This is a genomic window from Rhodococcus sp. 1163, assembly GCF_002091985.1.
Taxonomy (GTDB): domain Bacteria; phylum Actinomycetota; class Actinomycetes; order Mycobacteriales; family Mycobacteriaceae; genus Rhodococcoides.
Genome location: NZ_MKKX01000033.1, coordinates 283782 through 299318 on the forward strand (window position 1 = coordinate 283782; position 15537 = coordinate 299318).

Annotated in this window: 14 protein-coding genes; 10 read left to right on the top strand and 4 right to left on the bottom strand. The window is 61.5% G+C overall.

Features of this window, described 5'->3' with window-relative positions; genetic code table 11:
* Positions 1–226 precede the first annotated feature (226 nt).
* Positions 227–1834, top strand: a complete 1608-nt coding sequence (locus tag BJD99_RS15150) for an AMP-binding protein (RefSeq protein WP_084348089.1) — start codon at positions 227–229, stop codon at positions 1832–1834.
* Positions 1835–2090: 256 nt separating this feature from the next.
* Positions 2091–2933 (top strand): arabinofuranosidase, encoded by an 843-nt coding sequence (locus tag BJD99_RS15155; RefSeq protein ID WP_306294110.1) that lies wholly within the window; start codon positions 2091–2093, stop codon positions 2931–2933.
* 17 nt (positions 2934–2950) lie between these two features.
* Here BJD99_RS15155 and BJD99_RS15160 read toward each other — a convergent pair whose 3' ends face one another.
* Both BJD99_RS15160 and BJD99_RS15165 read right to left on the bottom strand, forming a co-directional pair.
* The gene (locus tag BJD99_RS15160; RefSeq protein WP_084348090.1) at positions 2951–3793 is read right to left on the bottom strand and encodes an alpha/beta fold hydrolase; all 843 of its coding nucleotides are present in this window, start codon (positions 3791–3793) and stop codon (positions 2951–2953) included.
* 195 nt (positions 3794–3988) lie between these two features.
* Positions 3989–4369 (bottom strand): hypothetical protein, encoded by a 381-nt coding sequence (locus tag BJD99_RS15165; protein WP_084347919.1) that lies wholly within the window; start codon positions 4367–4369, stop codon positions 3989–3991.
* Between the two features lie 133 nt (positions 4370–4502).
* On the opposite strand from BJD99_RS15165, the gene BJD99_RS15170 reads away from it, so the two are divergent.
* Complete coding sequence (locus BJD99_RS15170) at positions 4503–5330, top strand: helix-turn-helix domain-containing protein (RefSeq protein ID WP_084347921.1); 828 nt, start codon at positions 4503–4505, stop codon at positions 5328–5330.
* Here the strand turns inward: BJD99_RS15170 and BJD99_RS15175 are convergent.
* Positions 5283–5885 carry a TetR/AcrR family transcriptional regulator gene (locus BJD99_RS15175; protein ID WP_084347923.1) on the bottom strand — a complete coding sequence of 201 codons (603 nt, stop codon included), beginning with the start codon at positions 5883–5885 and terminating at the stop codon, positions 5283–5285. The two genes, BJD99_RS15170 and BJD99_RS15175, sit on opposite strands and share 48 nt — an antisense overlap.
* A 222-nt stretch (positions 5886–6107) precedes the next feature.
* Here BJD99_RS15175 and BJD99_RS15180 point away from each other — a divergent pair, with 222 nt between their 5' ends.
* Entirely contained in the window at positions 6108–7052 is a 945-nt protein-coding gene (locus BJD99_RS15180; protein ID WP_084348091.1) for a metal-dependent hydrolase, read from the top strand.
* Positions 7049–8212 (top strand): hypothetical protein, encoded by a 1164-nt coding sequence (locus BJD99_RS15185; protein ID WP_084347926.1) that lies wholly within the window; start codon positions 7049–7051, stop codon positions 8210–8212. Before BJD99_RS15180 ends, BJD99_RS15185 begins: the two co-directional genes overlap by 4 nt.
* An 18-nt stretch (positions 8213–8230) precedes the next feature.
* On the opposite strand, the gene BJD99_RS15190 is transcribed toward BJD99_RS15185, so the two are convergent.
* Positions 8231–9679 (bottom strand): short-chain fatty acyl-CoA regulator family protein, encoded by a 1449-nt coding sequence (locus BJD99_RS15190; RefSeq protein WP_084348092.1) that lies wholly within the window; start codon positions 9677–9679, stop codon positions 8231–8233.
* A gap of 171 nt (positions 9680–9850) precedes the next feature.
* On the opposite strand from BJD99_RS15190, the gene prpD reads away from it, so the two are divergent.
* From prpD to BJD99_RS15215, 5 genes are all read left to right on the top strand, one after another.
* Positions 9851–11353: a 2-methylcitrate dehydratase PrpD gene (prpD, locus tag BJD99_RS15195; RefSeq protein ID WP_084347928.1), complete on the top strand. Its 1503-nt coding sequence runs from the start codon at positions 9851–9853 to the stop codon at positions 11351–11353.
* Positions 11353–12267, top strand: coding sequence for a methylisocitrate lyase (gene prpB / locus BJD99_RS15200; RefSeq protein WP_084347930.1), 915 nt, complete (start codon positions 11353–11355; stop codon positions 12265–12267). The genes prpD and prpB overlap by 1 nt, the downstream gene beginning before the upstream one ends.
* Positions 12264–13385: a bifunctional 2-methylcitrate synthase/citrate synthase gene (locus tag BJD99_RS15205; protein ID WP_084347932.1), complete on the top strand. Its 1122-nt coding sequence runs from the start codon at positions 12264–12266 to the stop codon at positions 13383–13385. Before prpB ends, BJD99_RS15205 begins: the two co-directional genes overlap by 4 nt.
* 131 nt (positions 13386–13516) lie before the next feature.
* Positions 13517–14857, top strand: coding sequence for a TrkH family potassium uptake protein (locus BJD99_RS15210; protein ID WP_179142361.1), 1341 nt, complete (start codon positions 13517–13519; stop codon positions 14855–14857).
* A gap of 16 nt (positions 14858–14873) precedes the next feature.
* The gene (locus tag BJD99_RS15215) at positions 14874–15515 is read left to right on the top strand and encodes a TrkA family potassium uptake protein (RefSeq protein ID WP_084347936.1); all 642 of its coding nucleotides are present in this window, start codon (positions 14874–14876) and stop codon (positions 15513–15515) included.
* Positions 15516–15537: the final 22 nt, after the last annotated feature.

Sequence of the window (15537 nt, forward strand, 5' to 3'; positions counted from 1 at the left end):
GTCGTATCCCGTGCAACCGGAAAGGATCCGGGATCGGTCTTCACCCTTGTGAAGTATCACAGCTGCACCGCGCCTGCGCAGTCCGGCGGAGTGTGGAAGTTGCGGTCTCCCCGGGCGCGACCGAAACAGAACAAATCGGACTGTATTGCTCCGGCAACCTAGAACGTGTTCTAGACTCGGGTCACCCGCTTCGCGATCGCGGCGCTGTCACTTGAGAGGAATGACGATGCAGTTCAACCTTGCCGACGTTTTCGAGACAGTCGCCGGTGCGGTGCCCGATAGGGTTGCCTTGACCTACGAGGGCGAGAACCTCAGCTACGCCCAGTTGGACGCGGAAGCTAACAGGACTGCCCGGCTGCTCACGCAGGCCGGAATCTCTCGAGGCGACCATGTCGCACTGTTCCTCAAGAACAGTGTCGAGCACGTAACTTCCATCCTGGGATTGATCAAGATCCGCGCGGTCCCGATCAACGTCAACTACCGGTACACGCCCGCCGAACTCGAGTACATCTTCGTCAACTCCGATTCGGCTGCGGTGATCGTCGAAATCCCCGAGCATCAGTGCGTCCTTGCTTCCCTCTTGGAGAAGTGCCCGACGATCCGGACGGTGATCGTGATCGGCGAGATCGCCGCCGATCTGCTGTCCGCCGCAAAGGAGCGCGGAGTTTCGGTGGTTTCATTCGCCGATGCTCATGATTTGTCGCCCACAACCGAGTTCGAGCCCCGCACGGGCGACGATCTGTACCTGCTGTACACGGGAGGGACCACTGGATACCCGAAGGGCGTCATGTGGCGGCAGGATGACTTTTTCCGCAAGCCACTTTCCGGCGGAAACCCATACGGTGAGGGGGCGCGAGAATCCCTCGCCGAGATCGCCAGTGGTGCAAAGGAATTTCCCGAACTCTCGTTCCTGATCGCTGCGCCCCTGATGCACGGTGCGGCGTTGTATTCGTTGTTCACCTTTTTCACCCTCGGCGCTCGTGTGGTCCTCAGGCGTGACTTCGATCCGCAGAAGGTCGTCGAATCGATCGAGAGAGATTCGGTGCAGGTGATCCTGATCGTCGGCGATGCTATGGGTCTTCCGCTGGTCGACGAGATGGAACGACGAAAGGGCGAGGTCGATCTCAGCTCCCTGTTCTCGATCACCTCAGGTGGCGCGATTTGGTCCACCAGCGTTCGGGAACGCATGCTGGCGGTCAAACCGGACCTGCTGTTGCGGGACAATTTCGGCGCCTCGGAGTCCGGGAACGACGGAGCCTTCACCATCGACGAGGCCGGCACTCTGCGTATGCCCCCCTCGCCGAGCATGACCCTCGTCGACGAGCGTCTGAACGAGATTCCAGCCGGCTCCGAGGATGTGGGCTATATCGCCAGGATCGGCAACGTCCCCCTCGGCTACTACAAGGACGAGGAGAAGACTGCCAGGACGTTCCCGACACGCAGTGATGGCACCCGTCTGTCGGTGCTCGGCGACATGGGCAAGGTGGAGGCTGACGGCACAATAGTCTTCCTCGGACGCGGCTCGCAATGCATCAACACCGGCGGCGAAAAGGTCTTCGCCGAGGAGGTCGAGGCCGCCCTCCACGCGCACCCGTCGATCGCCGATGCGCTCGTCGTCGCGGCACCCGACCCGCGCATGGGCCAACAAGTTGCCGCGGTGATCGCAACCTATCCCGAGGCTCCTGAGCTAACCCTCGACGACATTCAGGAGCATTGCCGCAAGACGTTGGCCGGCTACAAGATCCCGCGTTCGGTCGTGCTGGTCGATGAGGTCAAGCGAACCCCTGCCGGCAAAGCGGACTACCGCTGGGCGACGGCAGTGGCGAGCTCCTGACATCCAGGCGGAGCATCGGTTGCACGCTATGAATGCAACGCCGATCGGTCAGTTCATGACGGCCGCCCGCCCGTAACGATCTTGTGCGGAGTCGGCCAAAACGGCACGAAGCGCGGCAGTTGCCGTTGATACTGCTCCCGTGACTTCGACCGAACGAACTTGTTTGTCCGCGATCTCTACGGCGCTACTTGTTTTCGCAGCCACACTGGTTGCAGGCCCGGGAAGCAGTGCTGCACAGCCTGCCTCGCAGTACACGATGGTGGCGTTCAGCAACGACAGCGACCGCGATATGGATGTGTACGAGTCGGGGGACGCTACTTCGTTCCAAGCCGTCCAACATTCGGCGTATCGGCCACCGTCGGGGCTTGTGCGTGACCCGAGCATCTTCAAGAACACAGACGGGCTGTATTACGTCACCTACACAACGGCCAACGGGGCGAATATCGGCTTCGCGCGCAGCCCCGACCGCATCAACTGGACCTCCATGGGAACGTATCCGGTCCCGTTTTGCTGCGCCTTCATGCCAGGTACGGGCGACGGTGTCGGGTTCGTGAATCTACCCGGCACCGGATCGGCGGGGTCGTCGGACGGCCCGTCGTTGTCGCCGTTCGTCACCAAAGCGTGGGCGCCGGAATGGTTCGTCGACGGCGACCGCGTCAACGTCATACTCTCGCTGTCGACCGGCGGAGGGTTCGTGCCGTACATGATGACCGCGCTCGATCCGTCGCTCGGGTTGTGGGGTCTGCCTGTTCCGCTCGCCGGGATCGGCGCGGACCACATCGACACCACTGTGGTGAAGGTGGGATCGACCTATCATGCGTTCACCAAGAACGAGACGAAGAAAATAATCGACCATGCGGTCGCGTCGTCGGCGGCGGGACCCTATTCCTTCGTCCCGTCCGGAGACTGGGGCACGATGCTGGAGGGGCCGGCCCTGACGCAGCTGCCGAACGGCGATTGGCGGATATATCTCGATGCGTACACCGAGAACAAGTATCTCTATTCCGACAGCACGGATGGCTTGCACACGTGGTCGCCCGCGCGAGAGCTCCCCGGACTTTCGGGGACGGTGCGACATCTGGGCGTGATGAGTGAGTAGTCCGATCGAGGCGACCCTTACAGCGTGAGCATCGCCGCCGCAACGTCGTCGACAGCGTTATCGGGGATCGCAGTCGCGGCGTGTTCGAGCACCAGAAATCGACTGTCGGGAATCTCCTGGGCGAGGGCCTCACCGTTGCCGATCGGGAAGAAGGGATCGCGCTTGCCGTGGATTACCAGCGTGGGGATCGCAATGTCGGGTAGGCGTTCCCGCCAGCGCGGCGTGCACTTCAAGTGCGCAAACACGATTCCCATCTGATTGGCCATCTGGACCGCAACGTCGGTACCTGGCGTGCGATCCCAGATGCGTTCGGCAGTAGCGCGCGCGACGGCGGGATCATCGCCGAGAACTTCGGCGCCTGCGGCGGCGAACTCACCCACGGCACCGCGGTCGGTCCAATCAGGCATCGGGTGGCTGAAGAGTTGATTCATGGTCGCCCCGTCATGATCTGGCAGGTCGTCATCGACCGGCCCTGGGGCAACGGGTCTGGTTCCGACGAGGGTGAGCGCTCGAAACGCGGACGTATGGTCGAGCGCAGCAACCTGGGCGACCATGCCGCCCACTCCGATACCCGCTAGGTGAGCCGGACGAGAATCGAGTTCCTGGGCGAGCACCGCGGCGTCGGCCGCCAAATCTCGCAGGGTGTACGAGGGTGCAGCCGGCTGGGCGGTGGTCGACACCCCCGAATCGCGCAAGTCGTAGCGGACGACATGGCGTCCACCGCTCGCCAGCGCCGCGCACAGTGCGTCCGGCCAGGAGAGCATGGTCGTACCACCGACGAGCAAGATCAGCGGCGACGCAGGGTCGCCGAACTGCTCGACCCCCAGAGTGACGCCGTTCGTGTCAATTGTTGCGCTCATGTACTTCCCCTTGTCGATAGCGTTGGCCCGAGTGCTGCTTGTCGAATCCTGCGTGTACGAAACTGACCCGTCGCGAACTGCAAATTCATCGTTCACGAGCCTGATCACGCCGCCCCTGATGGGGGTGACGGCAGGCCACCGGTGAAGCCTGCCGTCACGCAAGTCGTTGTCTCGAGGTCTCCCGCGCTCCAGGTGTCAGGCAGGCGCCGGCGTCCGCAATTCCCGCCGGGCCGCGGCTTGGAGCGCAGTCAATGCTGCGACGGCGAGCGCCTGGGCCAGGACGAACAGCACACCCCAGCCGGTGAGGCCGCCCCAGCCGCCGATGGCGAACGTGATGCTCGCGGCAACCCAGACCAGGTTGAGGGCGACGACCTCGAGCATCATGGACGGACTCGGATGGGCTGAGACCCAGGTGAGAAAACCGGCCCATGCCAGTAGGCCGAGGCCGACCACGACGGACAAAGTCTCGTCCAGTCCCAGTGGGCCTTCCAGTGCTCCTGCGAGAGCAACAAGTAGAACTCCGAGGCCGCCGGAAGCCAGGGCGTCGAGTCGAAGGAGAGTGCGGATCTGGTTCATGGCTTGCTCCTAAGGAATGTCGGATCGACGGCATGTCCGTCGACCATGACGACAACGGTGCCTTCCGCACGGAGCAGAGTCGATTACCTACGAGGTCATGGCGATTACGTCGATCCGTTGTCAGACTGGTCCGATGACGACCACTACTGCTCCGGTCCCGTTCGGCGCTCTGCTGCGGCAGTGGCGATCTCATCGACGAGTGAGTCAGCTCGAGCTGTCGAGTAAGGCAGAGGTGTCGACCCGGCATCTGAGCTTCGTCGAAACCGGCCGATCCCAACCCAGCCGTGAGATGGTGTTGCGGATGTGTGTGCACCTCGATGTGCCTCTGCGCGAGCGCAACCGGCTTCTGCTCGCCGCCGGATTCGCGCCGGTGTATCCCGAGAACGACTTGGCCTCACCGCAGATGGAGCCTGCGCGTATCGCAGTACGCGAGGTTCTCGAGGCGCACCTGCCCTATCCCGCTGTGGCGGTGGACCGAACCTGGAACATCGTCGACGCGAATGCCGCGGTCGTTGTCCTCACCCAGGTCGTGTCACCTGCCCTGCTGGCACAGCAACCGCTCAACGCGCTGCGGCTCACCCTGCACCCTGACGGTGTGGCACCGCACATCACCAACCTCGGCCAGTGGCGCGCCGCGGTACTCGCTGCGCTGCTGCGTAGTGCCCATGCCCGAGCCGACACCGAGATGCTCGCACTGCACGACGAACTCCTCGCTTACCCTGGGGATGAATCGGATAGCGATCAGGCGGTCACCGACCCGGGTGCCATATACGTGCCGCTGAAACTCCGTGTCGGAGACACCGATCTATCGTTTCTGGCGATCATCGCCACCTTCGGAACCGCATTGGACATCACCTTGTCCGAGCTTGCCATCGAGTCGTTCTTTCCTGCAGACACCGTCACCTCGGACTATCTACGCAGGTTCGACCAGCAGGACGACGGGACCCAGCCAGCGTTGTAGATAGCTGCGCAGGTCTTGCTCGCTGCGGGGTGGGTTTCCCGGGGAGATGAAGAACGACTGCATGGTTCGAAGTTGATGTTCGACGAGTCCGCGGAGAGCCTGCTCGTCGTAACCGTGATGTTCCCAGTCGACGTCGAAGCGTCTGATCATGGTCATTCCGAAAGCCATGGCCTCGTCCGAGGCGATGCCTTCGGTGTGGGAGTACGCACCCGAAAGCATGATGGCCAGGTGGGGGGTTCTGGGGACGTCGCTCAACGCATACAAGACCGCCTCGATGACGGCTTCGGCCGGATCGTGAAGGCCACGTACATGATCGGTGAGTCGATCGAGGAAGGCGTCGACCGAGGCGATAGCCGCCGCTCGCAGGAGAGCGTCGGCGCTGGGGAAGTACCGGTAGACGGTTTGTCGGATGACATTGAGGGACTCCGCAACGTCGGCGATGGTGACCTCACCGCCAGTGGCACTGATGAGTTCGACGGCAGCAGCGACGATCCGTCGCACAGCTTCGTCGTCGCTCTCGGGGGGTGTTCCACCCCACCCGCGCCTACGTGCCACTTCGGTTCGTCCTCGTTTCTCCGGTAGGGCCCGAACGAGGCCGGTTGGGCGAACACCGTTCGTTGCCGGATTGCCGAGCGTATCGCGAATGCCGCTGCAGCTGTGTCATCCCGCGCCAGGACTGACCGGCGGTTCGATGGACAACTAGAGCAATATCAACATACGTAGCGACACCTTGATGTATGTTCGTCGCAATATGTCAGCAATAGAGAGGTGTCGTACATGACCGACCTTCATCCCCGGAAGATGGATTTCGGATTCGAGGACGCGGACGTCCCCTTCGTGTGGAACCCGGAGAACCCTGCGTGGTCGAGCATGTCGAACGCGGTGTCGTTCTTGGCAATCGGTTTCGAAAAGATGATCGTGAAAGCAATCATCCAGTCCAAGCCGTTGATGACCGACCCTGTGGTCGCGGAAGAGGCCATGGCGTTCATGCGTCAGGAAGGTCATCACTCGACCGCTCATCGACAGCACGTGAAGGCCCTGATCAGGCGGTATCCCGGACTGCAGAACACGCTCGATGCAGTACTCGGTGAGTACGACGTACTCACTGAGGCGACCTCGTTGAACTATCGACTCGCCTACACCGCGGACCTCGAGGCGACGTTCACCCCGGTGTTCAAGCTGATGCTCGACAACGAAGCCACCTTGTTCGCGCCGGGCGACGACCGTGTTGCGTCACTGTTCCTGTGGCACTTCGTAGAGGAAGTCGAGCACCGCAGTTCTGCGCTCATCATCTTCGATGCCCTCGTGGGCAATGAGGGCTATCGCGTGCGGATGGCACCGTCGATTTTCGCCCACGTGATGAAGGTGATTCGGATTGCCTGCGCGGGGTTCAACCAGCATGTTCCGCTCAAGGATCGGCAGGTCGACTCGTTGTCGATGTTCGCCTCCCACCGCGCGAAGCAGAAAGTGCTCACCCTCTTCGTTCCCTACCTGAGCAAGGGGACGATGCCGCGAGCCTTCGACGGCCTGCCCCTCAAAGAACAGCTCACTGCCCTCGCAGGGGCCGCCCGGAGTCAAATGCCCCGGCACAAGCCTGAACACGAGAAGCTCCCGGCGCTTGCCGACGAATGGTTCAAACGCTACGACGAGGGTTACGACTGCACTCGCTGGTACAGCGCTACACCGTCCGATCAGTCGGTTGGATCGAGGTCCGACAGATGACAGATCTCTGTACGTCCACGTTCGATCAGCTTTCGACTGCGCTGGGATTCTCCTGCGAAGAAGCCGGCGGGTTGTTCGATCTCCGCAGTCCGTTCGGATTGGAGAACTGGACTCTTCCGGTGCTCGAGCTCATGATCGTGCTCGGATCTGTGATCGCGCTCGTGTACGCGGTCGTGCGCCTTCGTCGGCATGGGGATCCCACCAACTTGGTGCTGTGGTTCGGTGCGACGGCGTTCCTGTTCATCATCGAACCGCCGCTGTACTTCCCGGCCGCTTTCGGGATAGAAGAACAAGTCGACACGATGTTCGCGCACAATCTGTTCACCGTCGAGTTCATGTGGGGACGACTCCCGCTCTACATTGTCGCGATCTATCCGCTGATGGCGACGCTCGCCTTCGAGATCGTCCGGATGCTCGGCGTGTTCCGCAGGTACGGCGTTCTTCTCGGCGCTGTGTGTGTCGGATTCGTCCACCACGCGTTCTACGAGATATTCGATCAACTGGGCCCACAGCTGCGGTGGTGGGAATGGTCGACCGACAACCCGATCAACCAACCCATGTTCGATTCCGTCCCGATACCGAGTGTCGTCGTGTTCGCTGCGCTGTGGCCGATGTCGTTGGCGTTGTGTGTCCAGTTCTTCGTAGGCCGTCACGTCGATCAGGGCCGACACTTCACCGGTCTCGAACTTCTCTGGCGCACAGTGGTGATCGGATTGGCGGCGTCGGTCGGCACGTTCGTCCTACCACTTCCGGCGACGGTTTTCGGGATGGGTAGCGATACCGTCCGCGGTTTCCTTTACGCGGCCGAGCTTGTGGCTCTGACGCTCGTGGCGATCCCACTTCTCGTTCGCCAATGGCGCGCAGTGCGGGTTGGGCAAGCGCGCGAGCCGGTGTATTCGAACGACTTGGTCCGTATCTACAGCCTCGTCTACCTCGGCGTGATGGGGTTGCTGTGGGCGAGCGCGTTGCCGGACTACTTCTCGGCAGTCGACGGCGTCACCGACAACGGCGATCCGATCGGCAACCTCTGGTACACGCTCGCATGCTTCGCCGTCGTAATCGGTTGTATTGCCGCGATATTCACTATCCCACGCACGAGTTCAACCAGCCTACGCGCTGAACCGGACACCGCTACTCAACCGCATATCGACGCGCAGTAGGGCGGCCGGTCGAACGGTTCAGGTGCGGGCTGGGGGCTGCGAGATGTACGGGTACGGCAAGTCCGTGTCGACGTTGTCGTCGACGACCAGTGGGCGTCCCAACTGGGGGAACGCGCGTTGGGCGCAGGAGGTACGTTCGCACACTTTGCAGCCCGGCCCGATCGGGGTCGACGCGCTGGGGGAGTCCAGTGGGAGACCGTCGGCATAGACGAGTTTGTTCGCGTAGGCGATATCGCATCCGAGGCCGATGGCGAAACTCTTTCGTGGTGATCGGTATCCGAGTCCACCGCTGTCGGTGGTCCGCGCTATCCAGAGGTAGGACCGGTCGTCGGGCATCGTCGCGATCTGGGTGAGAATGCGGCCCGACGCGGCGAACGCGTCGTGCACCACCCACAGTGGACAGCTGCCGCCCACGCGTGAGAAGTGAAATGCGGTGGCGGACTGTCGTTTCGAGATGTTGCCCGCGCGATCGGTGCGGACGAAGAAGAAGGGGACACCTTTGGCGCCCGGCCGTTGCAGGGTGGAGAGTCGATGGCACACGGTTTCGAAACCGACCTCGAACGTCAACGACAGCATCTCGATGTCGTAGCGCAGTGATTCTGCAGCCGCCAGAAACTGTCGGTACGGCAGCAGTAGTGCGCCGGCGAAGTAGTTGGCCAGGCCCACGCGGGCCAACTCACGTGACTGGGTACTCATCGCGGTGTCGGAATCCACCACCGCGGCGATCGTCGACGAATGCGAGACGAATGCCAGCTGTGTAGCGATCTGATACGCACGCTGTCCCGCCGTCAACCGCCGCGCAAGTGTCAGCGTCCGCGTTGATTCGTCGAAGACTCGCTTGGGCCCCAAAGCGCCAGGGTCGTCGTCGCGGATAGCGACAGAAATGCCGTGATCCTCGTAAATGAGCTGCGCTAGTTGCAGATCCAGTGCGCCGATGGTCAATCGGCGACGGAAGAACAACTCTTCTGCGGCCACGTCGAGTTCGGGGATGTGGTTGCGGCGATCGTAGAAGAAGTCTCGGACCTCCTCGTAGGGCATCGGTGCTCGGCTGTCCAAAGCAATGTCGGGCCCGCGGCCATCGAGTCCCGCTGACAATCGCTCCACCTGGTCGGTCGCAGCATGCAGGCGCCGATGCAGCGCAACCAGGGTTCGGCCGACATCGGGCATACGCGAGACGAGTTCGTGTACCTCGGACATCGAGACTTCACCGCGATCGGAGGTCTCGGTGAGAACATCGTGAAGGTCCGCGACCAGTCGAGCATCGGTGTCGGTAGCGAAGAACGCTGGATCGAGCTCGAACATCGTGTTCAACTTCAGCAGTACCTGGACCGTGAGCGGACGCTGATCGTTCTCGAGCTGATTGAGATAGCTCGGCGATAGTTCGAGCGTCTTCGCCAATGCCAACTGTGTCAGATTTCGACTCTCTCGCAGGCGACGCAGACGACTGCCAGCGTAAATTTTCTGCACCTCGATCACTTCCTCTCGACGAGAGCACACTGTACTCGGACCGCATTCGCAAGATTCGCTGATTTGCAACAAAGGTCTCGCAAAAATAGGCAATTGCGAGACCTTCTGCAGCTCCGAGCGTGTACGTAAGGTTGCGAATCAAGCGTAGTCACCACCAGCACGGAGGGTTTTGTGAAGACTCATCTCGTTCGTACCCATCGATCCGCCGAGGATTTTCCGCAGTCCGATCACCTCGCATGGAGGATCGCCGAGGTAGCTACCGATGCGGTCGAGGTCTCCGCCTCCACCTCCGAGATGATCGTCAACCGCATCATCGACAACGCCTCCGTCGCGGCCGCCTCACTGGTGCGACGCCCGGTGACGAGCGCCCGCGCACAGGCGATGTCGCATCCATACAGTCCCGGTGCGACGGTGTTCGGTGTCGATGGAAAGTACTCGCCGGAGTGGGCAGCGTGGGCCAACGGCGTGGCAGTGCGTGAACTCGACTTCCACGACACCTTCCTCGCTGCCGAATACTCCCACCCTGGCGACAACATTCCGCCGATCCTCGCTGTCGCGCAGCATGCGGGCCGTAGCGGGCGCGATCTGATTCGCGGCCTCGCCACCGGCTATGAAGTTCAGATCGATCTGGTACGCGCAATCTCGTTGCACGAGCACAAGATCGACCACGTGGCCCATCTGGGGCCGTCGGCGGCTGCCGGCATCGGAACACTCCTCGGTCTCGACACCGAGACCATCTACCAGGCGATCGGCCAAGCACTTCACACCACCACCGCTACACGCCAGTCACGCAAGGGGCAGATCTCGAGCTGGAAGGCCTATGCCCCAGCACTCGCAGGCAAAGTAGCAGTCGAAGCAGTCGACCGTGCCCTGCGCGGCGAAGGTGCACCGTCGCCGATCTGGGAAGGCGAGGATGGCGTCATCGCCTGGCTGCTCGGCGGGCCCGACGCGGAATACCGTGTGTCACTGCCCGGACCTGGCGAGTCCAAGCGCGCGATCCTCGACAGTTACACCAAAGAGCATTCCGCCGAGTACCAGAGTCAGGCGCCGATCGACCTCGCGCGCCGGATGCGCGAGAAGATCTCCGATTTCGAACAGATCGAGAAGATCGTCCTGCACACCAGCCATCACACCCACTACGTCATCGGCACGGGATCGAACGATCCGCAGAAGTTCGATCCCACCGCATCACGAGAGACTCTCGATCACTCGGTCATGTACATCTTCGCTGTTGCGCTCGAAGACGGAACTTGGCACCACGAACATTCGTACGCTCCCGACCGTGCCCAACGCCCTGACACGGTCGCACTGTGGAACAAGATCTCCACCGCCGAGGATCCCGAGTGGACTCGCCGCTACCACTCGGTCGATCCGGCGGAGAAGGCGTTCGGTGCCCGCGCCGAAATCACCTTGAAAGACGGCACCGTGATCGTCGACGAACTCGCTGTCGCCGACGCGCACCCGCTGGGAGCTCGACCCTTCGCTCGCGAGCAGTACATCGCGAAGTTCCGTTCCCTCGCAGACGGCGTCATCGCACCTGCCGAACAGGATCGCTTCCTCGCCGCCGCACAGAATGCTGCGAGCCTCGACGCTGGAGATCTCGATCAACTGACGTTCACCGTCGAAGCCGATGTACTCGCGCGCGCACCGAAGACGCCGAAGGGCATCTTCTGATGTCCGGCCTCATCACAGCGGTGACCTCTGCAGCAGCCAAGCGGGATGCTTTCCGTGCCGGACTGAACTCCGGAACCATCCAGCGAATGCCGGGAGCATTCTCTCCGCTGGTAGCAAAACTGGTGCAGGAGATCGGCTTCGAGGGCGTCTACATCTCAGGCGCGGTAGTCTCCGCTGATCTGGGTCTGCCCGACATCGGACTCACCACTTCGACCGAGGTCGCAGCCCGCGGCCAGCAGATTGCCCGGGTCACCGACGTGCCGGTATTGATCGACGCCGACACCGGTTTCGGTGAACCCATGAGCGCTGCCCGGACGGTGACGATGCTCGAGGATGCCGGTGTCGCCGGGTGCCACCTAGAAGATCAGGTCAACCCCAAGCGCTGCGGCCATCTCGACGGTAAGGCAGTGGTGGATACCTCGGTGATGGTGCAGCGCATCCACGCTGCGGTGTCGGCTCGGCGTGATCCGAACTTCGTCATCTGCGCTCGCACCGACGCCCGTGCCATCGAAGGAATCGATGCGGCAATCGATCGTGCAAAAGCCTACGCCGACGCGGGTGCCGATCTGATCTTCACCGAGGCACTCACCGACGAAGCAGAGTTCGCACAGTTCAGAGCAGCCGTCGACACTCCGTTGCTTGCCAATATGACCGAGTTCGGCAAGTCCGAGCTGATCTCCGCGCACACATTGGAAGACCTGGGCTACAACGCGATCATCTACCCGGTCACCACCCTGCGCTTGGCGATGTTCTCAGTAGAGCAGGGGCTGCGTGAGATCGATTCGACTGGAACACAATCGGCGATCGTAGACAGGATGCAGCACCGCAGCAGATTGTACGAGCTGCTCGACTACGAGAAGTACAACGAGTTCGACACCGGCATTTACAATTTCGGCCTAGGAGCACATCGATGAGTGAAGCGATTCCTACCATCTTCAAAGGCTTGGCCGGTGTCGTGGTGGATACAACGGCGATCTCCAAGGTTGTGCCGGAGACCAATTCGCTGACCTACCGTGGGTATGCAGTTCAGGATCTGGCCGCGCACTGCAGTTTCGAACAGGTGGCATACCTGTTGTGGAACGGAGAGATCCCCTCGGTGCAGCAACTCGAGTCGTTCACCCAACGTGAACGTGCGCTGCGCCGGGCGGACCGGTCTCTGTTGTCCCTGGTGACGAAGATGCCCGACAACTGCCATCCGATGGATGTGGTGCGCACCGCGATCAGTTACCTCGGTGCGGAGGATCCTGCCGAGGACGACAACAGTCCACAGGCGAACTTGCAGAAAGCGCTTCGGATGACGGCAGTGTTACCCACGATCGTGGCCGCTGACCATCGCCGACGTCGAGGCCTCGATCCGATCGCACCGCACCCGCATCTCGGGTTCGCCGAGAACTTCCTGAACATGTGTTTCGGGAAGGTGCCGGAGCCGGAGATCGTGAAAGCGTTCGAGGTGTCACTGATCTTGTACGCCGAGCACAGCTTCAACGCCTCGACGTTCGCTGCGAGAGTCGTGACGTCGACGCTGTCGGATATCTACAGTGCCGTCACCGCTGCCATCGGCGCCCTGAAGGGTCCGCTGCACGGCGGCGCGAACGAGGCCGTCATGCGGGACATGCTCGAGATCGGTGACCCCGATCTGGCCGAGCGATGGTTGAGGAACAAACTTGCGGCCAAGGACAAGGTCATGGGTTTCGGTCACCGGGTCTACAAGAACGGTGACTCGCGGGTGCCCACGATGAGCAAGGCCTTCCGGGAAGTTGCGGCAGTGAAGGACGGTCGGAAGTGGGTTCGGATGTACGACACACTCGAGAAGACAATGAACGAGGCCACCGGAATCGAGCCGAACCTCGACTTCCCGACCGGACCGGCCTACTACCTCATGGGCTTCGATATCGACGTGTTCACACCGATCTTCGTGATGAGCCGCATCACGGGGTGGACCGCGCACATCATCGAACAAGGCGCATCCAACGCACTCATCCGTCCGCTCAGCGAATACTCGGGAGTGCCGCAGCGCGCCGTCGTTGCATGACTCTCGGCGGGGCACGTGAAGGTCGACGGACGTCGTTGGCCCTCGTTGTGATCGAGAGTGATCACGCCGTGGTTAGGCTCTAGTGCGTGACGCCCCCCGCCGACGATCCCCCTGAGAAGCGTCGATGGTTCATAGACGCCGCGAAGTTGACTCCGGTTCGTTTCGTCTCTCTGGGATTTGCGGTTGCTATTGCGGTCGGAACGGGTCTTCTCAGCATCCCTTGGGCCAGCCAGCCAGGATCGGGCGCAAGTCCACTGCAGGCATTGTTCACCGCGACGTCGGCGATGTGCCTTACCGGTCTCGTCGTGGTGGATACGCCGACGCAGTGGTCGGGTTTCGGGCAGGGCATCATTCTGGCGCTGATCCAACTCGGCGGGCTCGGCATCATGACCATGGCCTCGTTGGTGGGGTTGATCCTCGCCGATCGAATTGGGTTGCGGAGTCGGCTGAACACGGCCGTGGAATTGCGGGCAACGGGACTGACCGACATCCGCAGTGTCGTTACCGGGGTCGTGCGCACCAGCTTCGTCATCGAAGCCGTCGTAGCCGTATCTCTCGGACTACGTTTCTGGTTGGGGTACGACGAACCGCCGATGCGAGCGGTGTGGCTGGGCGTTTTTCATTCGATATCGGCGTTCAACAACGCTGGCTTCGTCCTCTTTCAGGGCAATATCATCAGCTTTGCCACCGACCCTTGGATTTGTCTACCCCTGATGGTCGCCGTCGTACTAGGAGGACTGGGCTTCCCAGTGCTGTTCGAGGTAATTCGGCAGATTCGTCGCCGCCCGTCACAATTGCCGCGTCGGTGGTCTCTGCACTCTCGACTGACACTGTCGGTCACCGGAGTGCTTCTGATCGTCGGACCCGTACTGGTACTGGCACTCGAATGGTCTCGGACCCTGGCACCCTTCGGGGTCGCCGACAAAGTGCTGGTCGGCAGTTTCCAAGGACTCATGTCGAGATCCGCGGGCCTGAACAGCATCGACTGGGCGGAGGCCGACCAAGCGACTCTCCTTGTCACCGATGTGTTGATGTTCATCGGTGGGGGAAGCGGTGGCACGGCCGGCGGAATCAAGGTCACCACGTTCGCAGTGCTGTTGTTCGTCATCATCGCCGAAATCCGTGGAGATCGAACAGTGACGGTCTTCGACCGACAGATCAATACGCGCGTGCAGCGGCAGGCCTTGACCGTCGCATTGTTCGGTATCGCATTGGTGGTGATTCCGACCGTGGTCCTCCTGGCAGGCACACCTTTCGGCCTCGACGAACTGTTGTTCGAGGTCGTCTCGGCTTCAGCGACTGTCGGACTGTCGACCGGGATCACGGGCCAGCTTCCACCTTGGGGGCAGCTGATCCTGATTCTCCTCATGTACCTCGGCCGAATCGGGTCGATCACCTTGGTCAGTGCACTTGCGGCGCGCGATCGTGGGCGTCGCTACACTCTCCCCGAAGAAAGGCCGTTCATTGGTTAAGAAACCTTCCTCCAACGTGGTCGTCGTCCTCGGGCTCGGTCGATTCGGCAATTCCCTTGCACTCGAACTCATGTCGCAAGGTACCGAAGTCCTCGGAATCGACTCCGACGAAACGCTTGTCCAACGTATGTCGGATCGCCTGACTCACGCAGCCGTTGCCGATACAACCGACGAGGAAGCGCTTCGGCAGCTCTCGGTGCACGAGTTCGACCGTGCGGTGGTAGCCATCGGTTCGAAACTCGAAGCGAGTCTGCTCACCGCCTCGGCCCTGATCAACTTGTCGGTCACCAACATCTGGGCCAAAGCCACCACCAACGCGCACGCAAAGATCTTGACGCAGATCGGTGTCCACCACGTGGTGCGACCCGAACACGACATGGGCAAGCGGGTAGCGCACCTCGTTCGTGGACGAATGATGGATTACATCGAGTTCGACGACGAATTTGCCATGGCCAAGACGTCGCCACCGAAATTCGTCATCGGAATTCAGTTGGGTGACAGTGCTGTTCGTACCAAGCACAAGGTGACGGTGGTGGCGATCAAACGGTCTGGCGAGGGTTTCACCTACGCTGCCGCTGACACGATCGTCGCCGCGGGGGATACCATCATCGTCTCGGGGAAGGTCCGGGATATCGAACGATTCAGCGAACTGCTCTGAGGTGTTCCGACATACTTTTGGA

Coding starts and splice junctions, on each gene's coding strand:
- BJD99_RS15165 (WP_084347919.1), bottom strand. CDS start 4,369: ATGAACCAGATCCGCACTCTCCTTCGACTCGACGCCCTGGCTTCCGGC.
- prpB (WP_084347930.1), top strand. CDS start 11,353: ATGTCCGGCCTCATCACAGCGGTGACCTCTGCAGCAGCCAAGCGGGAT.
- BJD99_RS15160 (WP_084348090.1), bottom strand. CDS start 3,793: ATGAGCGCAACAATTGACACGAACGGCGTCACTCTGGGGGTCGAGCAG.
- BJD99_RS15150 (WP_084348089.1), top strand. CDS start 227: ATGCAGTTCAACCTTGCCGACGTTTTCGAGACAGTCGCCGGTGCGGTG.
- BJD99_RS15155 (WP_306294110.1), top strand. CDS start 2,091: ATGGTGGCGTTCAGCAACGACAGCGACCGCGATATGGATGTGTACGAG.
- BJD99_RS15205 (WP_084347932.1), top strand. CDS start 12,264: ATGAGTGAAGCGATTCCTACCATCTTCAAAGGCTTGGCCGGTGTCGTG.
- BJD99_RS15170 (WP_084347921.1), top strand. CDS start 4,503: ATGACGACCACTACTGCTCCGGTCCCGTTCGGCGCTCTGCTGCGGCAG.
- BJD99_RS15185 (WP_084347926.1), top strand. CDS start 7,049: ATGACAGATCTCTGTACGTCCACGTTCGATCAGCTTTCGACTGCGCTG.
- BJD99_RS15180 (WP_084348091.1), top strand. CDS start 6,108: ATGACCGACCTTCATCCCCGGAAGATGGATTTCGGATTCGAGGACGCG.